The sequence below is a fragment of the Bradyrhizobium sp. 4 genome, assembly GCF_023100905.1.
Lineage (GTDB): Bacteria > Pseudomonadota > Alphaproteobacteria > Rhizobiales > Xanthobacteraceae > Bradyrhizobium.
The window spans coordinates 1091843-1115392 of the sequence record NZ_CP064686.1; the positions used below are offsets into that span (position 1 = coordinate 1091843).

General features: G+C 57.7%; 16 protein-coding genes and 1 pseudogene. 13 read left to right on the forward strand and 4 right to left on the reverse strand.

The genetic code is table 11. The features are described from left to right. The first annotated feature begins 25 nt into the window (after window positions 1-25). From IVB45_RS05055 to IVB45_RS05085, 7 genes are all read left to right on the forward strand, one after another. A complete protein-coding gene (locus IVB45_RS05055) occupies window positions 26-931 on the forward strand; it encodes a fumarylacetoacetate hydrolase family protein (RefSeq protein WP_247356425.1) in 906 nt (301 codons plus the stop codon). Between the two features lie 808 nt (window positions 932-1739). After that, the gene (locus IVB45_RS05060; protein WP_247356436.1) at window positions 1740-2990 is read left to right on the forward strand and encodes a sarcosine oxidase subunit beta family protein; all 1251 of its coding nucleotides are present in this window, start codon (window positions 1740-1742) and stop codon (window positions 2988-2990) included. Between the two features lie 20 nt (window positions 2991-3010). Continuing rightward, entirely contained in the window at window positions 3011-3286 is a 276-nt protein-coding gene (locus IVB45_RS05065; RefSeq protein WP_247356423.1) for a sarcosine oxidase subunit delta, read from the forward strand. Then, window positions 3283-6267: a sarcosine oxidase subunit alpha family protein gene (locus IVB45_RS05070; RefSeq protein ID WP_247356421.1), complete on the forward strand. Its 2985-nt coding sequence runs from the start codon at window positions 3283-3285 to the stop codon at window positions 6265-6267. Before IVB45_RS05065 ends, IVB45_RS05070 begins: the two co-directional genes overlap by 4 nt. Next, window positions 6260-6880, forward strand: a complete 621-nt coding sequence (locus IVB45_RS05075) for a sarcosine oxidase subunit gamma family protein (protein ID WP_247356419.1) — start codon at window positions 6260-6262, stop codon at window positions 6878-6880. Before IVB45_RS05070 ends, IVB45_RS05075 begins: the two co-directional genes overlap by 8 nt. Before the next feature lie 79 nt (window positions 6881-6959). Then, on the forward strand, window positions 6960-7823 hold the full coding sequence (gene purU / locus IVB45_RS05080) for a formyltetrahydrofolate deformylase (protein WP_247356433.1): 864 nt from the start codon (window positions 6960-6962) through the stop codon (window positions 7821-7823). A 162-nt stretch (window positions 7824-7985) separates the two neighbouring features. Then, window positions 7986-8774 (forward strand): SDR family oxidoreductase, encoded by a 789-nt coding sequence (locus IVB45_RS05085; protein WP_247356417.1) that lies wholly within the window; start codon window positions 7986-7988, stop codon window positions 8772-8774. 386 nt (window positions 8775-9160) lie between these two features. Here the strand turns inward: IVB45_RS05085 and IVB45_RS05090 are convergent, their stop codons facing one another. Beyond that, window positions 9161-9670, reverse strand: a complete 510-nt coding sequence (locus IVB45_RS05090) for an IS5 family transposase (protein ID WP_247807626.1) — start codon at window positions 9668-9670, stop codon at window positions 9161-9163. Then, a pseudogene (locus tag IVB45_RS05095) lies at window positions 9610-9921 on the reverse strand (IS5 family transposase); the annotation flags it as partial. The gene IVB45_RS05090 and the pseudogene IVB45_RS05095, both read right to left, overlap by 61 nt. A 1097-nt stretch (window positions 9922-11018) precedes the next feature. Between IVB45_RS05095 and IVB45_RS05100 the strand changes: the two are divergent. The 4 genes from IVB45_RS05100 (at window position 11019) to IVB45_RS05115 (ending at window position 14861) form a co-directional block, all read left to right on the forward strand. Further along, a complete protein-coding gene (locus tag IVB45_RS05100) occupies window positions 11019-12278 on the forward strand; it encodes a Glu/Leu/Phe/Val dehydrogenase (RefSeq protein WP_247356756.1) in 1260 nt (419 codons plus the stop codon). Window positions 12279-13336: 1058 nt separating this feature from the next. Continuing rightward, window positions 13337-13609, forward strand: a complete 273-nt coding sequence (locus tag IVB45_RS05105) for a hypothetical protein (protein ID WP_247356759.1) — start codon at window positions 13337-13339, stop codon at window positions 13607-13609. Between the two features lie 394 nt (window positions 13610-14003). Then, window positions 14004-14270: a DUF3551 domain-containing protein gene (locus IVB45_RS05110; RefSeq protein WP_247356761.1), complete on the forward strand. Its 267-nt coding sequence runs from the start codon at window positions 14004-14006 to the stop codon at window positions 14268-14270. Window positions 14271-14660: 390 nt separating this feature from the next. Next, the gene (locus tag IVB45_RS05115; protein ID WP_247356764.1) at window positions 14661-14861 is read left to right on the forward strand and encodes a hypothetical protein; all 201 of its coding nucleotides are present in this window, start codon (window positions 14661-14663) and stop codon (window positions 14859-14861) included. 1495 nt (window positions 14862-16356) lie between these two features. On the opposite strand, the gene IVB45_RS05120 is transcribed toward IVB45_RS05115, so the two are convergent. Both IVB45_RS05120 and IVB45_RS05125 read right to left on the reverse strand, forming a co-directional pair. Next, entirely contained in the window at window positions 16357-16887 is a 531-nt protein-coding gene (locus tag IVB45_RS05120; RefSeq protein WP_247356765.1) for a gamma carbonic anhydrase family protein, read from the reverse strand. A gap of 51 nt (window positions 16888-16938) precedes the next feature. Next, window positions 16939-17181, reverse strand: a complete 243-nt coding sequence (locus IVB45_RS05125) for a hypothetical protein (RefSeq protein ID WP_247356766.1) — start codon at window positions 17179-17181, stop codon at window positions 16939-16941. A 2678-nt stretch (window positions 17182-19859) separates the two neighbouring features. Between IVB45_RS05125 and IVB45_RS05130 the strand changes: the two genes are divergently transcribed. After that, entirely contained in the window at window positions 19860-20903 is a 1044-nt protein-coding gene (locus IVB45_RS05130) for an ABC transporter substrate-binding protein (RefSeq protein ID WP_247356768.1), read from the forward strand. A gap of 538 nt (window positions 20904-21441) precedes the next feature. After that, the gene (locus IVB45_RS05135; RefSeq protein WP_247356771.1) at window positions 21442-23550 is read left to right on the forward strand and encodes a hydantoinase/oxoprolinase family protein; all 2109 of its coding nucleotides are present in this window, start codon (window positions 21442-21444) and stop codon (window positions 23548-23550) included.

Sequence of the window (23550 nt, forward strand, 5' to 3'; positions counted from 1 at the left end):
TTTCCCACACGATTGAGAGAGTACGATGAAGTTATTTTGTGCGCGGCTCCGCGATACGGTTCGCGTCGGCGTCCTTTCAGGTGATGAGGCCGTCCTTCTGCCACAGCGATTTGGAGACCTTCTGGAAATTATTGAGGCCGGCGAAGAGGCCCTGGAGGAGATAAGGCGAGTTGCCAGTGAAGCGAGCGCCGAACGTATGCCGTTTGCGGACCTTTCGCTGCTTTCTCCCATCCGGCGCTTTCGCCGTGACGTCTTGTGTGTTGGCTGGAACTATCTCGATCACTTCAATGAGGGGCGTGAGAAACGCGCTCCGCAAGCGGCAAAAGAATTGCCCAAGGCCCCGACGTTCTTCACGAAGAGCCCATATACAGTCATCGGTCCGCGCGATGCTATCGCTTACGACGCGAGACTTTCGGGTGAATGGGATTACGAGGCGGAACTTGCGATCATCATTGGGCGAGCCGGGCGCAGCATACCCGAGAAGGACGTTCGCAATCATATTTTCGGTTACAGCCTGGCGAACGATATCTCGGTGCGCGATATGCAGCGAAAGCATGGCGGACAATGGTTCAAGGGAAAGAGCATGGACGGAACGATGCCGCTCGGCCCTTACATCGTGACAGGCGACGAGATGGATCTCCCGGCTGTTCGACTGCAATGTCTGGTGAACGGCGAGCTTCGCCAGGATGCATCGATTTCTCAAATGGCGTTTCCGATTGAGCGCCTTATCGCCGAAATTTCGCTTGGAATGACATTGCAGCCGGGAGACGTGCTTTTGACCGGAACGCCTAGTGGGGTTGGATACGCGCGGACCCCTCCGTTGTTCTTGAAGGAAGGTGATGAAGTGCTGGTCCGGGCCACTGGGCTCGGCGAATTGAGGAATCGCCTCGTGCACACCGATCTTCTTGGTTGCTCTGATGTAAAAATTTGAGCGCTCACTACGTGCAGCTCGGCCATGATAGGGCAATCGCCATCCATGCTGCCGAAGCAGCCTTCCGTCGGCCTCGTTCGGTCTACGCGTGCGATTTCCAACCCAATCGACCGATCGAATGGAGCTGACATCGACGCGTCAAACCGATCTGCCTAAACGACGTTCTCGGAAGCCGCCCCTGTGGAGCTCGATACTTCCGAGTTCCTGACGACGACCGATACGAGCGCGCGGCTCCTGCAAAGAGTACACGCTCGCCAAAGGCTGTCGGCACCCATCCCGCAGCTGTTCCGAGAGCGATGCGAGGCGCATCGGCCGCAGTTGGTGCGATTGCGGGCGCGATCGTATCAATAGTTTTGTCGGACCAGGATCCGAGCGGACGACAGACGATACGTTTCCGGCCTTCACACGAGCGCGCAGATGGCGGTCGTTCGCAGTCCAGCCACGTCTCAATCCGAATAAGATCGGATTGTCAGCGCTCGTATTGGACTGGTTCGATCGATGGCGCGTAGACATCGGGGAGCGACATTCCCTCGCCAAAATATGTCCAAGGCAGCTAACCTGGATATCCCGCATCGCGATCCTCAAGTCGGGGGCTGCGGCTGGCGGCCTGATGCTGCTGCGCCCGATTAAGGCATTGGGGCAGGTTACCCGGCCATGAGGCGTCCGAACCTGGCATCGGCTGTGGCCAGAGGACCTGTCGCTTTCAGGCAATGGCAGGTCGCTAGCGATCATGCCGGCGAAGCAGAGCAGTTCAATGTGTATCAGAAGGCAGGACGATCCGGCCGCGCTTACCCAGTATTCGGACCCAATGCGCTATTCCATATTTTCTCTCATTGGCCAAACTCTAAAGGGACATCGTGGCTGGCAGCCTACCTGGCGCGACGCAGCGCCCAAGCCCGAATACGACGTTCTGATCATCGGTGGTGGCGGTCACGGTCTTGCCACAGCTCACTACCTTGCAAGTCGATTTGGCATCAACAACGTTGCCGTGATCGAGAAGGGTTATATTGGCTCTGGTAACGTGGGCCGCAATACGACGATCATTCGGTCCAACTATCTGCTCCCTGGAAATACCCCTTTCTACGAATTGTCGATGAAGCTCTGGCAAGGGCTGGAGCAGGACGTGAACTACAACGCGATGGTCAGCCAGCGCGGGGTTCTCAACCTCTTTCATTCGGACCCGCAGCGGGACGCCTACGCGCGCCGCGGCAATGCGATGCGGCTCGCCGGCGTCGATGCCGAGCTGCTCGATCGCGAGCGGGTGCGTGCCATGGTGCCCTTCCTCGATTACGAGACAAGCCGCTTCCCCATTCAGGGTGGGTTGCTGCAGAGGCGTGGCGGCACCGCGCGCCACGACGCCGTTGCGTGGGGTTACGCACGGGCGGCCGATAGTCGGGGCGTCGACATTGTGCAGAATTGCGAAGTCACCGGTGTCACCATCATGAACGGCCGCGTGAGCGGGGTCGCGACGACGCGTGGCCCGATCAGAGCGAAAAAGGTTGCGCTCGTTGTCGCTGGTAACTCTTCCCGTGTTGCCGCGATGGCAGGGATGCGGCTACCAATCGAGAGCCACGTTCTGCAGGCCTTCGTCTCCGAAGGGCTCAAGCCTTTGATCGATTGCGTGGTAACTTTCGGCGCGGGCCATTTGTACATCAGTCAGTCGGATAAGGGCGGCCTCGTGTTCGGTGGCGACATCGATGGCTACAATTCCTATGCTCAACGCGGCAACCTCCCGGTGATTGAAGACGTGATGGAGGCGGCGATGGGTCTGTGGCCCGGCTTGGGCCGGGTGCGGCTGCTGCGTCACTGGGGCGGCATCATGGATATGTCGATGGACGGCTCGCCGATCATCGATCATACGCCGGTTCAGGGGCTCTATCTCAACGCGGGCTGGTGCTACGGCGGCTTCAAGGCGACGCCGGCCTCCGGCTTCTGCTTCGCCCACCTCATCGCCAAGGATGAGCCGCATCCCGTCGCTGCCGCTTACAGGCTCGACCGCTTCGCCACCGGTCGGGTGATCGACGAAAAGGGCGCGGGCGCGCAGCCAAATCTTCACTGAGAGATCATTGAGCTATCCCAATGCGCATTCCATGTCCCCATTGCGGCGCGCGTGACGTCCAGGAATTTACCTATCTGGGCGATGCGGGCCTGCAGCGCCCCGATGGCCTCGCTGCCACGGAAGCTGCGATGTTCGATTACGTTTATCTCCGTGACAACCTTCGCGGGCTTCACGAGGAGCTCTGGTATCACGGCGCCGGTTGCCACGCCTGGCTCGCTGTGCGCCGTCACACATTGACCCATGCTATCGAGTCGGCGGTGCCGGCAAAGAGCCGCTGGACGGGAGCGGCAGCATGAGCACGCTGCCGTTCCGTCTCCCCAGCGGTGGCCTGATCGACCGCACCCAGGCGCTCTCCTTTCGCTTCGATGGCAAAGGCTATGCCGGGTATGCCGGCGACACGCTTGCCTCGGCGCTTCTCGCGAGCGGCGTGCGGCTCATCGGTCGGTCTTTCAAATATCACCGGCCCCGCGGTGTTCTCTCTGCCGGTTCCGAGGAGCCGAACGCGTTGGTCGAGCTGAGGACAGGTGCGCGACGCGAGCCGAATACGCGAGCGACGACCATCGAGCTGTTCGATAGTCTTGAAGCAACCAGCCAGAACCGCTGGCCCTCGCTCGCATTCGATTTGCTATCTCTAAACGGTCTCGCTTCGCCAGCTCTCGTCGCTGGCTTCTACTACAAGACCTTCATGTGGCCGGCCTCGTTCTGGGAGAAGCTCTACGAGCCATTGATCCGCCGCGCCGCGGGACTGGGACGTGCCGCCCAAGCCGGCGATCCCGACCATTACGAAAAGGCCTTCGCCTTCTGCGATGTTCTGGTGATCGGTGGCGGGCCGGCGGGCCTGTCCGCCGCCCTCGCGGCCGGCCGCAGCGGCGCGCGCGTCATCCTCTGTGACGAAGACTTTAGGCTCGGCGGTAGTTTGCTCGCTGAACAGCGCGAGATCGATGGGCGTCCCGCTGCCGAATGGCTAGCCGTCACGCTGGCCGAACTCGCAAGCTTGTCCGAAGTGCGCATCATGCCGCGCACCAGCGTGTTCGGCCTCTACGATCACGGCATCTACGGTGCGGTTGAGCGCGTCAACGATCACGTCGCCCTTCCGCCCGCGCATCAGCCGCGACAGCGCAGCTGGCGAATCTACGCCAAACACGCGGTCCTCGCCTCCGGTGCGCTCGAGCGACCGATCGTCTTTCCCGGAAACGATCGCCCCGGCGTCATGCTCGCCGGCGCGGTGCGCACTTACATTAACCGCTTCGGCGTTCTGCCCGGCCGCGAAGCAGTCCTCTTCACTGCCGGCGACGGCGGTTGGGCGACGGCGCGCGATCTCGCAGCGGCCGGTGCTCGCGTGGCAGCGATCGTTGATTCCCGTAGCGAGATCGATCCATCACTCAAAACGCTGGCCCAACGTGTCGGCGCGCCGCTGTTTGCGGGCAGCGTGGTCGAGGCGACGCAGCGGAGTCGTGAGCTGCGCGGCGTCGTCATTCGCGATGCTTCCGGCAAACGAACGACTCTGTCTTGTGACCTGCTTGCGGTCTCCAACGGCTGGAACCCGACGGTTCACCTCACGTCTCACCAGAATGGCAAGCCGGTTTGGGATGATGCGGTCCAGGCATTTGTGCCTGGCGCGCTGCCGCCGAACCTCGCTGTCGCCGGCAGCGCAGCCGGTCGCTTCACGCTCGCTGAAGCACTTAAGGACGGAGCGCGGCTTGGCCGGGAAGCGGCAGCGGAGGTTGGCCTCGCACCGGCGGCGGCCGAGGCGGCTCACGCAACTGACGCTGAGCTGAATGGCCTGATGCCTGTCTGGCGCGTGAGCGGCGGCAAAGGCAAGGCCTTCGTCGATCTCCAGAACGACGTCACCGACAAGGATGTCGAGATCGCAGCCCGCGAGGGCTTCCGTTCGGTCGAACATCTCAAGCGTTATACGACGCTCGGCATGGCCACCGACCAGGGCAAGACCTCGAATTTCGCCGGTCTCGCCATTATGGCCGAGCAGTCGGGCAGGGCGATCCGCGAGACCGGTACGACGAGTTTCCGTCCGCCCTACACGCCGGTTGCCATCGGCGCGCTTGCCGGCCACCACCGTGGCAAAGATTTCCGGGCAGCTCGTCTGGCACCGACCCATGAATGGTCGTGCCAGCAGGGCGCCGTCTTCGTCGAGACCGGCCAATGGCTGCGAGCGCAATATTATCCCAAACCGGGAGAAAACGATTGGCTGACCGCGGTCAACCGAGAGGTGCTTGCGGTGCGCGGTAGTGTCGGATTCTGCGATGTCTCAACGCTTGGAAAGATCGATATCCAAGGCGTCGACGCAACAGAGTTTCTCGAACGCGTTTACATCAATGGTTGGAAGGCGCTGCCGGTGGGCAAGGCCCGGTACGGACTCATGCTGCGTGAAGATGGCTTTGTCTTGGACGATGGCACCACCTCTCGCCTGGGCGAACATCACTTCTTGATGACCACCACGACAGCCAACGCCGGCAAGGTGATGCAGCATCTGGAATTCTGCCATCAGGTGCTTTGGCCGGAGCTTGACGTGCGGATGGTTTCTGTTTCCGAACAATGGGCGCAGGCATCAATCGCTGGTCCAAGATCTCGCGATGTTCTGCATCGTGTGGTCGACGCCGAGCACGATATTTCCAACGACGCCTTCCCATATCTCGCCGCGCGCGAAATCACGGTTGGTCGAGGTATCGCAGCACGCTTGTTCCGTATTTCGTTTTCGGGGGAACTCGCCTACGAGCTCGCAGTTCCGGCTGAATACGGCGAGGCGATGATGCGCGCGCTCATGGTGGCTGGGGAGCCATACGGCATCACACCGTACGGCACCGAGGCGCTTGGCGTGATGCGCATTGAAAAAGGGCATGTAGGAGGCAACGAGATCAATGGCCAGACGACAGCGCGCGATCTGGGGCTCGGCAAGATGATGTCGTCAAAGAAGGATTTTATTGGCCGACTGATGGCGAAGAGGGAAGCCTTGATGGAGAGCCACCGTCCGAGCTTTATTGGTGTTCGGCCTGTGAATTCCTCCGACCGCCTACGGGCCGGTGCACACTTTCTCGGAGTTGGTCGCGCAGCCGAGATGGAGAATGATGAAGGCTACATGACCTCGGTGGCCTACTCGCCAAACTTGAAGCAGTGGATCGGGTTGGGCTTTATCAAAAATGGGGGGAGCCGAATCGGCGAGCGTGTCCGCGCTTTCGACCCGGTCCGCAATGGCGATGTCGAGGTGGAGATTTGCTCTCCCGTGTTTCTCGATCCCGAAGGAACTCGACTTCATGGTTGAGCAAGAGACTGCCACTTGGCGTGCCCGTGGAGCTTGGGCCGGTATTGCCGAACCCGGACAGATCGGCGCGAGGGGCGATCCGGATATCACAGCAGTGACCTTGGACGACGCAGGTTTTGCAACGCTGATTGCGTCTTCCGGCTCTGCCGATCTGGAACTTGCCATCAAGCGGACGATCGGCCTCGATCTACCACGGAGGCCGTTGGTCTCACTATCGAACGCGCATGGTTTGGCGTGGGCTGGTCCGGACCAGTGGCTCCTTATTGCCCGACAGAGAGCTGGCTTCTCTGACGTCCTCGCCTCGTTGTCGGGTTTTGCCGCGGTGAGTGATCAGAGTCATGGCCGCGCCGCATTGCGCGTATCGGGGAGGCGGGTACGGCAGGCCCTGGCAAAAGGTGCGATGATCGATCTCCATTCTTCCGTGTTCCCAGTCGGCGCGACAGCGCTGACAAGCTTTGCACATATCGGCGTGCAGTTGTGGCGAACCGAAGATGGGCCGGATGGCGCAGTCTTCGAACTGCTTGTAGCGCGCAGCATGGCCGGCAGTTTTTGGTCCTGGTTCACTGCTTCGGCAGCGGAGTTCGGCTGCCATGTTACGTGTGGTCGATGTTAGTGTCCGCGCGCTACGTTCGTTTTATTTCAGCGTATCTTCACCGCAGTTCGCGAGGGATCGCCGTCAGGCGATGACTACCATGTCCGAGCATTCTATGATCCTTGCATTGTCATGCCCTGATCGACCGGGCATCGTATCGGCTGTCTCGAGCATCTTGTTTGAAGCAGGCTGTAACATCACCGACGCTCAGCAATTCGATGATGAAGAGGCCGGCCGCTTCTTCATGCGCGTGGTGTTCGATCGGCTCGAGCAGGCGAAATCAAAAGCGGAGATTTTGGCCGCTATCGAAGAACTGGCTCAGCGCTTCCTTATGACATTTACGCTGAGAGAGAGTTCTGCAAAAAAACGGGTGATGCTTCTGGTTTCTAAATTCGATCATTGTCTAGCGGATTTGCTATATCGCTGGCGCATTGGCGAATTGCCCATGGAAGTGAGTGGAATTGTTTCCAATCATGGGCGCGAGCACTTGGCTTCTACCGATCTGGGAGAATTGCCGTTCTATCACTTGCCTGTCACGAAGCAGACTAAGATGGAGCAAGAGTCGCGTATTTGGGAGATTGTGCAGGAGACAAACACGGATCTTGTTGTCCTTGCGCGCTACATGCAAATCCTATCGGACGGATTCTCGGCGAAGTTGTCGGGACGCTGCATCAACATTCATCACTCATTTCTACCTGGATTTAAGGGCGCCAGGCCCTATCACCAGGCCCATGCGCGAGGCGTCAAGCTCATCGGAGCAACCGCCCATTATGTGACCTCAGATCTCGACGAAGGACCGATCATCGAGCAGGATGTCGAAAGGATCTCGCATCGCGACACGCCAGAGGACCTCGTTCGCAAAGGGCGCGACATCGAGCGGCGCGTTCTCGCCCGAGCTGTGCGCCATCACCTGGAAGATCGCGTGATGCTCAATGGAATGAAGACGGTCGTCTTTACCGGCTGAACGGAGCGCGACAGAATAAGGCGGAGCTGGTTCGAGAGCAGCGCTGAAGCTTGACGTGCGACAATGTGGCGCGCGAAGCACATAAAATGCATCGCGAATTGATTGGAAGCCCACAATCGTTTGCCGCTGCTTGAGAAGAGTTTGGCTACATAGGAGGAAGCGATGTCAGAGAATGGTTTGTGTGCAATCGTGACGGGTTCAGCGTCGGGGCTTGGAGCGGCCACCGCGACACTGCTCGCCAAAAATGGCGCGAGCATTGTGATTAACTATTCCAATAGCCAGAAGGAAGCTGAGGCCACTGCCTCTACCTGCCGTGCGGCCGGCGCTGCCGAGGTAATTGTGGTGCAGGGGGATGTTTCGCGTGATTCGGATTGTAGGAAAATTGTCGCTGTTGCTGAGGCGCAGTGGGGCCGGCTCGACGTTCTGGTCAACAATGCCGGTACGACGAAACATATGGCGCACCACAAACTCGATGGGCTTTCAGCTGAAGAGTTTCAGCAAATCTATGCGGTCAACACCATTGGGCCTTATCAGATGATACGGGCAGCACGAGCGCTGCTGGAAGCGAGTGCGAAGGCAAATATGCGGGCCGCCTCTGTAGTCAACGTCTCGTCTGTCGCCGGCATCAATGGCTTGGGTTCGTCGGTCGCATACGCTGCAAGCAAGGGCGCTGTCAATGCTATGACGCTCTCGCTGGCTCGTGCGCTCGCGCCTTCCATCCGCGTGAATGCGGTTTGCCCCGGCTATATTGATACTCCCTGGTTCACGAAGGGCCGTGGCGAAGCTGGCGCGAAACAGGTGCGGGATGCGATAGTAGAGCGCGTGCCGCTCAACATCGCCTCCTCCGCCAACGACGTAGCGCAGCTCATCTACTTCCTGGCCAGTCCTGCATCTAGCAATATGACCGGCGAATGCGTCCGCGTGGATGCGGGAATGCATTTGCTCTCGTAACCAGTTTGCCCCTGCCTCCAGGCGTCGCGCCATCTGGCGGAGGATAAGTATCGCCGCGAGCAATCTGCAAGCGCAGCTGCGTCAAGCTTAGCTCTCCCGAGCAGGCGTGGGAGAAGCCGATCGGTCCGAAACGCGGTCAGGCCCCCATGGGCGCGAGAGCTTCCCGCCTTAATGTCTCAGAGCAGCGATAACATCGTAACCCTTTCGATTAGTCTTTCGATCGCCTGCCTACAGGGTGTGGTTACACCGACATGCCAGTCTAGCAAGCGGACGCAAACCCGCCCCATCGATGCTATGATGATCAAGTTCCACGCCATGAGTGGGTGTCCGCAGCTCGCTGCGGCTGAGCGGTCCTTTTGGCGCTGCAGCCAAACTAGGGTTCAGATTCAATTGATCCAATAAGCGACGAGAGCGGCGAGGTGGACGGCGGCCAAGAAGTTTCTGGCAAGTTTGTCGTAGCGAGTAGCAACACGCCTGAAATCCTTGAGCCGGCAGAAACAGCGCTCGATAACATTGCGCCCTTTATAGAGGCGCTTGCTGAAGCTGTGGAGGGTTACCCGGTTGGATTTGTTTGGCATGACGGGTTTCGCGCCGCGATTGACGATTTCGGCGCGAAAGCCGTCGCCATCGTAGCCTTTGTCCCCAATGAGGGAAGACATGGGCGGCGCGAGCTTCAAAAGGGCCGGCCCTGCGGCAATGTCTGCGGCTTGTCCCGGAGTGAGATGAAATGCGCAAGGTTTGCAATCAGGGTCGCTCAGCGCGTGGATTTTCGTGGTCCGCCCACCGCGCGAGCGGCCGATCGCCTGTTCACACTCCCCCCTTTTCCGCCGCTCGCCGAGCGATGCGCTTTGATCGAGGTGGAGTCGATCGACAAAGCCAGTCGGTCCTTGCCGCAGCGGGCGAGCGCTTCAAAGATCGCCTGCCAATGTCCGCGCTTAGCCCAGCGATTGAACCGATTGTAGATCGTCGTGTAAGGGCCATAGTCGGACGGGCAATCGCGCCAGCGTGCGCCGCACTGGAGCATGTGAATGATACCGCTGATAATGCGTCGATCGTCTTGGCGCGCCGGGCCGGTCTGGTTCGTTGGCAGATGCGGCTCTATCTGAGCCCACTGCTTGTCGTTGAGCCAGAACAGTCCTTTGCGCATCGAAGTCCCCCGTGCCGAATCAACTTAACACGAGGGAATCAGAACTCGCTAATTAGGTACAGACCCTAACCTTTGCGGTTGCGTCTACTGTATAGTAGCGCGATGCACTACGTAGTATTTACGAGACAGTTTGCCGCCGGTAAACCCTAACTGCATCCATCCCCATCTCCGACCGCTCTCCTTTTTGGATGTGGACGGACATGAGTATCGTGACTTTGTTTGCGAGATGACGGCGGGAATATACGGTCACAGCCATCCAGTTATCCGTCAAGCAGTGATGAGGCGGCTGGACCTCGGCTGGAGCCTCGGCGGCCACACGTCCCTTGAAGGCGAACTGGCGGAGCTCCTCGCAGGACTGTTCTCTTCCATAGAGCGTGTCCGTTTCGTCAATTCTGGAACGGAAGCAAACATGTTCAGCATCCAGTTAGCTCGGATCGTCACCAACCGTTCCGCCGTGCTCGGCTTCGACGGTTGTTACCATGGAGGGTTGCTTGGATTTTCAGCCAAGCCTAATCCGCTAACTATCCCCTTTGTAAAAAAAAGCGGAGATGCGCTCGCGGAAATCTGCGCGATCCGAACTCTACCTAGCACGCTGTCTCGCCCTGCCTTTCGCGACGGCGTCAGGAGCCCTACCGCTGCATCAGCTCCTACGACCGTCTCGTTCGTTCGAAGGAAGAACTCATTTCTTGGAGCGTCTGCGCTCGCGCGCGAGATACAAGAGTCTGGAGCGTCCGTTCTGACGACTGAAAGGTTTCAGCGTGTCGCTGGAAGGCAATCGTAGGTCGGTTGCGGTCACGCCAGGAGGATCAAGTTCTGCGAAGACGACAAAAAAGTGGCTACTCTTTCGTTGCTGCTACTTCCTGTGTGAGGCCTTTGGGTCCTCACCTATTTTCATGGCTCTCAGCAGCCAGATGCAAACTGGAGCTCTAGCTTGAGATTTGGAAGCGACGCGCACAGGAGCTGTTGCCCTCACTTGGGTGATTCAGTGGCTTATCAGTTGTGCCACCAATAGAGCATCGTCATCCGTTCGATGCGCCTCCGTCCAAGTACAGCACGGGTCAACATCTGATGAGTCGTTTGCAGCTAAAGGAGTTAACGTGACCGCATATCATGGGCCGGTCTTTGAGATGGCCGAAAAACAGTTTGAAGTAATAGCGGATTATCTGTGCCTACCGGGAGACGTTAGAGCTAGGCTACTACTGCCCAAGCGAGCAGTCATAGTCTCTTGTCCGATACATCGTGAGGACGGGACGACCGCCGTCTTTGAGGGCTATCGCGTTCAGCATCACCTCACCCTTGGCCCGACGAAAGGTGGCACGCGTTTCGCGACCAGCGTTGATCTCGGTGAAGTGGCTGCGCTCGCGATTTGGATGAGTTGGAAGTGTGCGCTGGTCGGACTGCCGTATGGTGGCGCAAAAGGAGGAATTTGCGTAGATCCTTCCAATCTGACTAAGCGCGAGCTCGAGGCGCTTTCGCGTCGGTATATGCAAGAAATGATTCCCTTTGTCGGGCCGCATACCGATGTGATGGCACCAGATATGGGGACAAACGAACAGATTATGGCTTGGTTCATGGATACGTATTCAATGTACCAGGGGCAAACGGTCACCGAAATCGTGACAGGCAAACCTGTCAGTGCCGGCGGCACCTTGGGGCGCCGTGAGGCGACAGGACGAGGCGTTGCTCATCTGGTCGGTCGCGCCGCGGCCGAACTCAACATGAATCTCGGTGGCGCAACAGCGATCGTGCAAGGGTTCGGAAATGTTGGTTCGATTACCGCTCTCGAGCTACACAATATGGGCGTCAAGGTGATCGCGGTGAGCGACCACACGAGCGCACTCTATCGCCCCGCGGGTCTCGATATTCCACAATTGGTCAGACATGCAGCTTTGCGTGGTAGCTTACAAGGCTACTCTAGTGAGCTCGTTTTGGATTCTCAGGAGCTGTTGACGCTGACGTGTGACATACTCGTACCCGCGGCAATGGAGCGGGTAATCGATGCCAAGATCGCCAATGGTCTGCGATGCCGCATACTCGCGGAGGGCGCGAATGGCCCGACAACGCCCGAGGCCGACCGGATCTTGGAAGAGCGACAGAAGGACATCTTTCTCATCCCGGATATTTTGTGCAATTCCGGAGGCGTAGTTGTTAGCTACTTTGAATGGGTGCAGGACCTTCAGAGATTGTTTTGGGAGGAGGACGAGGTCATGCGGCGGGAATATCAGGTGTTGGATCGCGCGTTTGATCGCGTCTTGGCGCGAAGCAAGCGAGACAAGATCTTAAGCCGGACTGCTGCTATGGCCATAGGCGTAGAGCGGGTGCGCGGTGCCAAGGAGACACGTGGGCTGTTCCCATAGCAGAGCGCCCCCTGCAGGCTCTTTCCGTTTGCTGCCCTCGGCGTGTCGGACGGCGAGGTGTCAATCTCAGCCTTTATTCTCGAGGGCATTGATTGGAAGAATCCGCGACACGGGCGACCTACCAGCACGAGCTGGGCGAAGAAGTTTGCGGTTGTAGACCATTTGGAGGGTACAAGGTCCAATCTGTGATTCACTGCTTTGCTTTAGGGCTGATGGCGATTCGAGATCGGTTGACGTTGCCGCCCTGAAAGGGCGCCGGTGATCGAGCGCGCGAAGGCTCTGGAGACCGCGGAAGAATTCTCAATCCCACGCGCGAAAAGTCCGCGGGTGCCTTCACCATCAAGGGAGAGGATCCGAAAGGTCGCTTTGCGGCCAGAGTTGCTTCAGGCGTGCACGGATTTAAACGGCGGTCGGATCAGCTTGCACCGCTGACGTCCAATATTGACTATTTGCAGAATCCGACCGTTTCCGCGTCTCTTTCGCCTCCAGCTCCTCCTCCGCCGCCAACCCCCACCATTTCAAAACTGGCCAAGAGGAGCAGCCAGCCCGCGTAATCAGAAGGGTCGGTTTCAGCTGGGGGCGCGCCACTGATCTCCGACCCGGGCACGGACCAAGGTTGATCACATCCTAAAAGGCTTCTAGCCGCAATCCAGCCCACCAAAGCGGCCTTCATCGACATAATATATGTCGGGCCGCTTGCGGAGCCAGGCCGATTTCGGACGATTTGAAAGAGGGTAGCGGTGAAGTTCGTCTGCAGGCCGGGCCCCGTTCCCAGCAGAAACTTGTCGGCCAGGGTTAAGCTTCCTGAATGGTAAAACTAGGAAACAACGTGTTTTGGGTTTAGGATCTCTGTCACCGGGGCTGGTCTGCATTTAATCACGACGAACAATTTTGAGCCCGGAGGGCCGCGGGCTATACTGTCGGCGGCCGTTTTTCAAGAAGAGGCGGAAGAGGGTTGGTCGTTCCGATCTGGCGTTGGGCGTTTGCGCCATCATGTTGCAGGCTGGGTTGTGATGAACTGGCTCGTCTAGCGCGGCCGAGTCGTGCGGAGGGCTTCAATGTATGACTGTAAGAGCGAACTCGATGCGCTCGTTGCTGAAACGATGGCGTTCGCCAAATCGCTGAAGGTGGAGATCGAGCGGCCGCGGCCGCAGCCAGAAAAAGTCGGCGAGTGGACTGGCCTCAGCGTGCCCGAGTATGGCGCCAGCGAACGCGATGAGATCAGGAAGCGGGTCGAAATCTTCAAAGCGCATCAAGAGCGCTTCACGCTCGAGCGCGAGGAGTATGCCGATTCACTGCTGCGCCGGATCAGGCCGATCACAAAATCCTAGAGCTCTTGGTCGAGCCATTCATGAGCCCCCAGGTCCCTTAAGTGCTGCAGCTCAAGCAATACGCGCTCGACGGCAAACCAAAAGTGCCGCGAATTTTCCATCGTTTCCGTCATTGATAAGCTCGCCGTCGACTTGCGACCGACCCGAACCGGCTCATTCCGGAGCGCGAGAGATCCCAAGCTCGATCCATTGTTTGACCTCGTTTTGCGCCGCATCACGCTAGAAAGGTGCAAACAGAATTAAAGCTCCGAACTAGGAGCTCCGTTACACCCGAGCTTCTTTCGAAAGGCGATCGGCCCCGGGACGGCGACCGGTATTTGCCATTGACTAACATCAAAGCATCAAATCCGGATCCTATATCTTTCAGCAAGACTTAACGGAGGCTAGTGATCTCATGCGGAACGTTCTGTTTATCGGTGTGCTTGCCCTTCCCATCCTCGTCGGCGTTGGATCGCCTTCGACCGCGGCTCCGCGGGGGCGTTCGAATATCCCTCCGGCTTCGCGGGACGTTTATTGCCTGCAGGGACGTATCTGGGGATATCCTGGGAATTGCCAGTTTTCGACCTATGACCAGTGCACGGCAACTGCATCCGGCACCTACGCCTATTGCGGTATGAATCCGATCTACGCTTTCCAGCGACAAGGAGGACAGTTGCGCTGATGTGTGATCGTCAGGTCTGATCGAGACATCGGTCGGAGTATTGCGCACATCAATGGGCCTGCCGTGCAAGCTTGAGAGACGTTGGACGCCGCCTGATCTGGGCGCCCGGCATCGAGCGCGCTCGCGATGCAATTTCCTCAGGTGCATCAAGACGCGGAGCAACAACGATTGGGACCTAGTGGCTGATCGGAGTCACGCGCCGTCGAGTGTGGGTTTTTAATTCAATTCAAGGAAAACAACGCGAAAGCGTCAAACAGACATCTCCTTGTTGCGTTCTTGTCAGCTTATTCCTCCACAGGTGACCTTTCGACTGTTCTACTTTGGGTAGCTTTCCGCGCGGGGCGCGAAATTCCGCCACGCTACCCGCTAGAGAATGAGGGAGATCTCCAAATGTTGGATGCCCCCACCACTGCGCTCCTACGGATGGTCCTCGACGACGTCTGCAAGAATGTTTCCCGGTACGATACCGGTGCTCGTACCCATGTCGCCTCGAAAATGTTGGAAGCCGCGGCCACAGGTGAAATGAGACCTGACCGCCTCAAACAAATCGGTCGCGATGCTCTTTCCAAAGCCCCGACAACGGGGCGTTAGGCTCAACTAGGGTCTCGTCACTGAGGAGCCACGGAGCCGGTTCTGCAGCGACGATTTATGTGACTGCGTCCGCGACGCACTTGGCAGAAGCGTATCCCGACGAGGCAGCCAAGTCGATGAGGCGCGTAACGGGAATTTTGCTCGACTTCCAGACCTCAGATCGATCGGGGGTAACGAGTGGTCTGATCACTAAACGCCGCTGCTATTCGTCGCGCAGTCGTTCATTTCGTTGCTGTCATCTCTGGCCTTACTTTTTCGGCTTGTCTGTCGTTTGCCAATGCTGGCCTCGTTCGGTCATCCTTCATATTCGCGGCCTTGATTCGACTCACTTTCGTTCTCAGGTCAACGTAAGGATTGGCTTCTGTGCGGGTTTCGATGCGCTCGCGCCGGCAGTCGTGATCGCGAATAGGGGACCGCGATCCAATCGCCGAACGGAATCAGAACTGAGGATCCTGATGTTGCTCGTAGCGCTAATGCGCAGAGCTTGGTATAAGCGGGGCAGGACCTGAAATCTTGATCGGGACCTAGCTGTCGCTTCGCTGCAACCTGAGCTGCTCCTTCGGGCTTCCATCCCATCTGCAATCCGATTTGCGTAGTCAAGGGCGTAAGGGCTCGCTCGATCTTCGGCTATGGGCTAGGGGCCACCCAAGGTTGCCGTTTTCACCGACGTGCCTCAAGTAGGCCAACGTGAATGCCCAAGGCGTCGTGCTGATGCTCGCTACGCCAGTGATCGAGCGTTTCATGGCACCCATCGCGCGCTTGCCAAGGTACCTCGACGCTCGACCAGTAAGATGACGCTCACAACAAACGCGGGGCGGCGGCAGTGAGTTGCGAGCTTCTCGCGGCCTCGCTCATTGATTTTCCAGTACACTGCGCCAAAAGTTGTATCAGCTCCATTGGCGCGGACGCGCAATGCTCGCGCAAACTACGCGCTTTCACCGTTGGCGAGCGCCGTAGTTCGTGACGTTTGGTTCGAGCCGCTATCTTTCAATGTTCCAGCCGCTATCTTTCAAAAAACTGTTGCGTCCGTCATAAATATAATGTATTAGTATGCAATACTGAGTGTTTGGCCGGTGCCCGGCCGCATGCCAGTGTTGGCGGCGCGCAATTCTAGTTATGACGTTGTTCGTCGCATTATTCCTCCCGCGACGGACCATACTGGCCGCCCCCTTTTGCGGGGCGGCCTTTTTTCTCTATCAGATCGCGCAGCATTGCGGGCCCGCGCCGTCAAGGACGAGACGCGCAGGCTGATTTTCTGATCAACCGATAGTCTGGAGACCTGTGGAGCTGGCAGCAGAAATCAATTCTCAGGTCGCCGCGGCTCGCGAAGGTCACGGAACGTTCGCGCCCAGGTCGTCACAATGGTCGCCATTTATAAGAACTGCTTGGCTCAGGCATCGGGCGACACGTCCAGCCGCAGGATGCTTAAAATGACGAGCATTGCAAAGTGATGGTGAAACGCCTTTGAGCGGCGGTCCTTGGCTCCGGTTTAGAATCAGCCGATCCGCTTCAAACCTTTCTCGAACCGTGGGCCGTTCGCGAGGTAAAACGTTGCGGCTCTCTCTATCCGCTCGATCTGGGCGAGATCAAGTTGCCTGATCGCTCGCGCCGGCGCACCCATGATCAAGGATCGTTCAGCAAACGTCTTACCTTCGGTAATAACCGAACCCGCACCTACAATGCTGCCCCGACCGACCTTCGCGCCATTCAACACAATAGACCCCATACCGATAAGCGCGCCATCTTCCAATGTGCAACCGTGCAGAACGACGTTATGGCCAATCGTACAGTTCTTGCCAATGATCAGCGGAAAACCTGGATCACTGTGGCAGGTCGAATTGTCCTGGACGTTTGAACCTTCGCCGATCTGAACCCACTCATTGTCACCGCGAATCACGGCACCGAACCAGACGCTCGCGCCCTTCTCAATCCGCACCTTGCCAATCAGTGCTGCAGTATCCGCAATAAAGTAGTCCCCATTAAGCGGAAGATCGGGCGCCTGCCCGTCCAGTTCGTAAATTGCCATGAACGTCCCCTGCGTAAGAGAAGCGAACTTGGCACAGTCGAACGCATATCTTCAAGCCTGTACCTGCGGTGTCGCGGCATGCGCATCGTCCCGGCTGACGGAGCGAAAAGCAGCAACGATTTCGGCGTCCTCTGCCGCGCGCGCAATGTCGCATACGGTCATGTAAATGACGTATCCCCTCAAGCGCACTTCGACAAACGGCCAATCATCGAGCAGATGTCGTGCGGCTCTCGCACCGGCGTTGCGCCAGACGGTCTCGTCCGCAAAGGGCGCGATACCGAATTCAGGGGGCATGCATGCATCTCGGATTTTGCAAACGGATTTGTGATCGAAAGCGCTCATTCCAAAGAGTTCAGCTGCTGCCGCTGGACCCAAAAGCTGTGGCCGTTTCAAAGATGCACTGAGAGGGCCTCACGAGTGCTCAAATCAAGAAAGTGGAAATCTTGACGTTTCGACGCGCTTGTAAACTCCGAACACCATATTGCATTAGGGTCCCCTTCCTTGTCGTAGTTGCCTTGTTGAAGGCGAGGACGCCCTGAAACCTCTCTCACGCGAGACACTGGGTCGAGCCAGGATCGTTCGCATGGTCGAAACGATCAAGCTCCGGAATCTATGTAGGGCGTATCAAGCTCCGTGTCAGTGCGAAGCACGTGAGGATTAGAACCGCCGGTCAAATCGTTGAAAAAAGGATGCCCGCGCTCCTCTCGGGGATTCGGTTAATTCCTTCCTCGACTCGCACAGAAAGTCGATCAAGCTATTTAGCTAAATCAAGCAAGAGCTGCAGGTGAAGGAACCGTATACTTCCGCGGGAAGGAGACGACCAGGCATACCAACTTAGCTCCAAAGCTGGCAGTCGTCCGCGCTGTGGCATCCAGCATTTTGGCATTTTGCATCCAAGGCGCGTCGAAGACGGAGCCAGCGGGGGGCGCTTCAATCTCCTCGCGGTAAGGAATTGGTGCCCCCGACCAAGACCTGGTCGCAAACAAGGAACCCCGATTCTGAGTGGCGCAGTGCGACCGCCAAGCCCAGCAAAACGAACCCTTGCCAATCCCGCTAAGAGAGGAGATATTATATAGCGATACATGGTATCAGATGCTACATTCAAACGAAGTGACTTTCAGATGGGAAAACAGTCGGGGCACCTCGATGCGCTTCGAAATTCGCTGCGAGCCGCGACCGCTGCAGCAACAAGATACTAACGCGGCAACCATGCCCTCAAAGGCGAGATGGGGGGGGCGGTAGTGATGCTTGCGCAACGCATCAACATCAGGAATACGATTCTGAATAGTCTGCCGCCAGCAGATTTTGAGCGCCTGCGGTGCTACCTCCGTCCGGTCTCCTTTAAACGAAATAGCGTTCTCGAGGAGCAGTCCAGGCCCGTGGAGAATCTCGGCTTCATCGAAAGCGGCCTGGTATCCCTTCGCCGAAATTCAAGTATGAACTCGGTTGAGATCGCGCTCATCGACCATCGAGGAATATTGGGGGTATCCACGCTACTTGGTATGGATGTGGCGGGTCACCAATCAATTGCGGTGACGTCAGGGACGGTCCTTTCTATCCGAGTAAGCGATTTGCAGTGCGCAATGGAAGCCCAACCTGACATTAAAAGTCGGCTCTTTTGCCGCGTTCAAGCGCTGTTGGTTCATACTTCACAGGTTGCGCTTTGTGCTCTCAGCCATAGTGTTGAGCAACGTGTTTCCGGATGGCTGTGCCACGCGTCGGATGCTTTCGCTGGAATGGAACTTCCCGTGACCCATGAGCACATAGCCACAATGCTCGGGTTACGTCGAGCTAGCGTAACCGAAATGCTTATTCGATACGAGAACCAGGGACTGATTGCAAAGACGCGTGGGGCGCTTCGTGTTCGGGATCGCGACCGATTGAGACAGATCGCCTGTTCTTGTTGCTCAACAATTGCTTCACATAGTCCATATGTGGCTAAGCCGCTGTCGTCGATCGGCTCGCAAGGTTAGCTCCTTGAGAGCTTCTTCTTGCTCCGCAATCCGTGTGGTCTCTTATCCTGTTACTGAGGCGCAGGCATCGCGCCTGAAAACAGCCCCTAGGCTCCGGAATTGGGAGCATGCTGAACCGCTCGCTCGAACGTGTTGTGCGAGGTTGGATGCCGATGACGTGCCGGGCTACCGCGTTCAGATCGAATGCCCGTAGACTTTGAATCAACGAAAGCTCAGCTAGATGGAGTACGCCAAGATCGTCACGCTTCCTGACAAGCGTGGCGCAGCGCCACGCTTGTAGTTGACGAGCAATGCAACACAGCCAACGACATCCGTCTGTTCGCCCGGGCAAAAGCGGCTCGTCCAATTCAGATCAAGATGATATCGGCTCGGTCGCCGACATAGCCAAAGCCGTCTTTGTCTGCAAAGACAATGGGATCAGCGTGCATCTTGGCGGAAGCTGTACTGAAACAAATTTGTCGGCAAGGGCAGCCGCGAAAATTGCGGCGGCAATACAGCCTACATGATGCTCGCAAACCCGGGATAGAAGCCGATGAAGGTATCTCCATCATCGAAAATGAGCAAAAGCGGATTCCGACGTACCCAGAACTCCATTCGCGATAAGAACGCCGCGACTCGCATGGCAACGGACTCGAAGGGTACTATCGGTTTGCTATCGAGCGGGCGGTTAGCCGTGCCTTGCGCCTCTTCCCGCGTAGCTGATGCCGGCGCGCGTGCAACTAAGGTCGAAATTGTGAATCCTCTTTCCTCGTAAACAGCTTGGGTCCGTTGGAGCGCTCAAACTGACGGGCGCCTTCGGAACGCACCAAGATAGCGCGCAAGTTGCTGACTCGGAATCAACGTGTACGCGACCACAAGCCTTTCTCACTTGCTCGGCTCGTGACGCCAACACAGCGGGCGCTGATCTCAATATAATAGCCGTTGACAGTCTAATACGATGAAATACCATTCGCTAACTCGTATCGCATAGCACGACTTCATGGCGGGAGGCAGTGAGATATGAATCGGCGAGATGTTTTGTCGGGCGCGGTAAAACTTGGCGCGTTCGCTGCGAACGTGGCTCCCTTCGTCGTACCGTGTCAGGCCCAAGCTGGTACAACAATTTCTTTCGCGAGTTGGGGTGGGAGCTACGGTGATTTCATCAAGGAATTCTGGATCAAGCCGTTCACGGCAGAAACCGGGATTTCTGTAGACTACGTCAATGGTCCAGATCTGGCGAAGGTGAAGGCGCAAGTCACGAGTAACAGCGTTCTATGGGATGTGTTCGATACGTCCGGTGCTGTGGCCTATGCGGGCGCGAAGGAAGGTTTTTGGGAGCTGATAGACACCAAAATAGTTGATTCCACGCGATTTGCGCGGAGCTCGCCCGCTTTCGCTGTGCCCACGGCCATCTATGCGGGTGGGATCGCATATGACCCAAGCCGAACGAAGCGCCCGGCGGACGACTTTGGCCAGCTTTGGGATGTCAAGAACTTCCCTGGGCGTCGTTCCCTTCGCGGGGAAAACGGCACTAGTGAGACGCTTCAGCTTGCATTGCTTGCGGACGGTGTTGCGCCGACCGAGCTGTATCCGCTTGACGTAGATCGGGCCTTCAAGGCGTTGGATCGGATCAAGCCGCACGTCAAGAAATGGTATTCGGCCACTGCCGAGGGGGTATCGCTTATTCAGACCAATGAAGTGGACTATACCTTCACGTTTGCGAACCGGGTCAGGTCTGCGAAGGAAGCGGGTGTATCTATCGATTTCTCCTTCGGCCAGTGTATCAGCTCTGTGCAATACTGCACCATACTCAGGGGCAGTCCGCGGAAGGAAGCTGCGATGCGCTTCCTTGAGTTCATTACCAGGCCAGCGCAGCAAGTTTTAATAGCCAACAAACTTGGTGTCTTGCCGGTGACAAAAGGCGCCGAGCAAAGCATGGACGAGAGGGCGCGGCGTTGGGTTCCCGATCTCAACAGTCCCAAGAATGTGTTCACAAACGAGGAGTACTGGGCCGATCATCACGTCGAGCTCGACAAGCGTTTCAAAGAGTGGATCCTAATGTAGGATTTCGCATTTTTCTTTTTCGACCACGATCGTACATGGAGAGGAAGGCGAGAATGGCGGGCGATATCCTTAGTTCCAAATCCAGGCTCACCGACTCGCGGCGCGATATGTTGTGCCAGGTTCGGATTGATCCCCCGCGCTACCTCGTCTTCATTCCATCCCTTTCGCGATCGGACACGAATGTGCGGGTGCTTAAGCGCGAGTCGACGCCCATCAGCAACCCGATTTCCGGCTCTTATGACACTGAGGAGAAGTGCCGGCGCTAAGCCGCCGCCTTAGTTCAGTTCGTTCGCGCATGCGCAGTGAGCCATTTGATACTTCCAGGCGAACTTCAAGGACAACCGTGGCCAGCTTCGGTGTCCATTCTGCCCCGCAGATCACGCATCGATCGGACAGACTTGACTAAGGATGCGCCAAGCCAGGCTCGTGATCGAGTGACTCGGTCGCGTCTCGCTACAGCTGTCTGGCGGTCAGCAGGCGCGAGTAGGCAATGCTCGTGCGCTGATGGTCAACCCGCATCAGCATTGGAGAATGTGCGATGAGTATCGGCTCGGTCAACAAGACAGACCTCAACCAAAAGCCCACCGCAACTGCCCCGTGGCGAATCGGAGTTGATGTCGGAGGCACATTCACTGATCTCGTAGTCGCTGACGCTACCAGCGCGCTCTTCACCTTCAAGTCGCCGACCAACGTGCCTAATCCGGCCATAGGTGTCATTGCCGCCGTGGAGCTAGCTGCAAATGGTCTGGGGATCTCCGTTCAAAGCCTGCTTGCGAACTGTCGTGGGTTTGTTCACGGATCGACGATCGCGACCAACACAATTCTTGAGCGAAAGGGAGCCGTCGTTGGCCTGCTTGCGACCGAAGGCTTTCGCGACGCGCTCGAGATTCGGCGTGGCTTTCGGGAAGATGCATGGGACCATCGCACTCCGTTTCCGGATCCGATCGTTCCACGCCATCTGCGGCTGCCGGTTCGGGAGCGGATGGACAAAAGCGGCTGTCCAATACGAGCTCCTGAGCCCGAGAGCATAGAACGAGCGATCGATACGTTCCGACGAGAGGGGGTGACTTCCGTGGCGATCTGTCTGCTCAACAGTTATCGCAATGATAGACACGAGCGGATGTGCGCTCAGCTAGTTCGAAAGAGTTGGCCAGAGGTCTGGTTGTCCATTTCGGCGGATATCGCTCCCGTGCTCGGTGAATATGAGCGTACCTCAACTACGGTGCTCAACGCCTACGTGACCCCCCGTGTTGTCCCGTATCTGCGTCAGCTTGAGCAAGATCTGCGAGCGCAGGGATTAGCCTATCCGCTTCTCCTGATCCAGAGCAATGGTGGAGCGGCGAGCGTTGAACAGCTGGTCGACCGTGCGGCCATGTTGGCTCTATCGGGGCCTGCCGCAGGGGCGAGCGCGCTTCGTGCCGTGGCGGACATGGCAAAACGCGATGACCTGCTGCTAATGGAAATCGGCGGCACAAGTTGCGACGTCACCTTGATGAATGGAGGTGAAATCGCGATGGTCGATTCGTTTTCTCTCAACGACTATCACTTAACCCTCCCGTCGGTTGATATCCATTCAATCAGTGGGGGTGGGGGCACAATTGCGGCGGTCGACTCCGGAGGACTGCTAAACGTTGGCCCGCACGGTGCGGGCGCCCGACCTGGTCCGGCTTGTTATAGTCTCGGCGGCGAGGATCCCACAGTTACGGATGCGCATCTTCTGCTTGGCCGGATGCGTCCCGGCCCCTTTGCCGGTGGGCTCATCACGCTCGATCTCACCCTCGCACGCTCAGCAATCGAAGACAAAATCGCGGCCCCACTGAGGCTCGATGCTATTTCTGCTGCGTCTGGCGTTATTCGTTTGTTGGAACAGAGTCTGCAGCATGCGATCGAGCGCGTTAGCGTCGAGCGTGGACACGATCCTCGGCGCTTCCTGCTCGTTGCGGGCGGAGGCGCGGGAGCGCTGCATGCGGTCCCCGTCGCGCGCGCACTGGGCTGTCCGGCGGTGTATGTGCCACGCCTTGCAGGAGTGTTTTGCGCGTTCGGCATGTGTAGCACCGACATACGCGAGGACTTTCTCGAGACTTGGTTGAAGCTACTCGACCAACAATCGAGTGACGACATTGACCGAGGCTTCTCTCAGCTAGTCGCTTCGGCTAAGACACGGCTAGCGGCCAGCGGATTTGCGCTTTCAGATATCAGCTTCGAGCGAAGCGTCGACTTGCGTTATGTCGGACAGCAATGGTCGCTGCAAGTCCCTGTCAACAGCTGGGAAGCGTGGTCAGTTCGCGCGGAGTTCGAAACTCGACACCAACGCCAATTCGGTCACTATCAGCCCGACGGGCAGATCGAAATCGTTCACCTGCGGCTGGTCGGGATCGCTCGTTTGGGGCGAGTACGGCGCCCCGATCTGCCGGCGCTCGAGACCACACCAGTGCCATGCGAGCGGCGCTCTGTATATCTTAACCGAACTTCAGGCTTTCAAACGGTGCCGGTCTATGATGGTAACGAGATGCGTCCTGGCCAGGCGGTGAGCGGTCCGGCGTTAATCGAGGAAAAGAACACGACCATCCTGATTGGTCTTGGCGATCGCCTCGAAGTCGACGCCAGTGACAACTTTCTCGTTCATGTGACGAACCCCGCGGAGTAA

Excerpts from the sequence above, each read along its gene's own strand:
- IVB45_RS05120 (WP_247356765.1), bottom strand. The coding sequence starts at position 16,887 with ATGGCAATTTACGAACTGGACGGGCAGGCGCCCGATCTTCCGCTTAAT.
- IVB45_RS05060 (WP_247356436.1), top strand. The coding sequence starts at position 1,740 with ATGCGCTATTCCATATTTTCTCTCATTGGCCAAACTCTAAAGGGACAT.
- IVB45_RS05125 (WP_247356766.1), bottom strand. The coding sequence starts at position 17,181 with ATGCCCCCTGAATTCGGTATCGCGCCCTTTGCGGACGAGACCGTCTGG.
- IVB45_RS05075 (WP_247356419.1), top strand. The coding sequence starts at position 6,260 with ATGGTTGAGCAAGAGACTGCCACTTGGCGTGCCCGTGGAGCTTGGGCC.
- IVB45_RS05105 (WP_247356759.1), top strand. The coding sequence starts at position 13,337 with ATGTATGACTGTAAGAGCGAACTCGATGCGCTCGTTGCTGAAACGATG.
- IVB45_RS05115 (WP_247356764.1), top strand. The coding sequence starts at position 14,661 with ATGTTGGATGCCCCCACCACTGCGCTCCTACGGATGGTCCTCGACGAC.
- IVB45_RS05130 (WP_247356768.1), top strand. The coding sequence starts at position 19,860 with ATGAATCGGCGAGATGTTTTGTCGGGCGCGGTAAAACTTGGCGCGTTC.
- IVB45_RS05135 (WP_247356771.1), top strand. The coding sequence starts at position 21,442 with ATGAGTATCGGCTCGGTCAACAAGACAGACCTCAACCAAAAGCCCACC.
- purU (WP_247356433.1), top strand. The coding sequence starts at position 6,960 with ATGTCCGAGCATTCTATGATCCTTGCATTGTCATGCCCTGATCGACCG.
- IVB45_RS05070 (WP_247356421.1), top strand. The coding sequence starts at position 3,283 with ATGAGCACGCTGCCGTTCCGTCTCCCCAGCGGTGGCCTGATCGACCGC.
- IVB45_RS05055 (WP_247356425.1), top strand. The coding sequence starts at position 26 with ATGAAGTTATTTTGTGCGCGGCTCCGCGATACGGTTCGCGTCGGCGTC.
- IVB45_RS05110 (WP_247356761.1), top strand. The coding sequence starts at position 14,004 with ATGCGGAACGTTCTGTTTATCGGTGTGCTTGCCCTTCCCATCCTCGTC.
- IVB45_RS05085 (WP_247356417.1), top strand. The coding sequence starts at position 7,986 with ATGTCAGAGAATGGTTTGTGTGCAATCGTGACGGGTTCAGCGTCGGGG.
- IVB45_RS05065 (WP_247356423.1), top strand. The coding sequence starts at position 3,011 with ATGCGCATTCCATGTCCCCATTGCGGCGCGCGTGACGTCCAGGAATTT.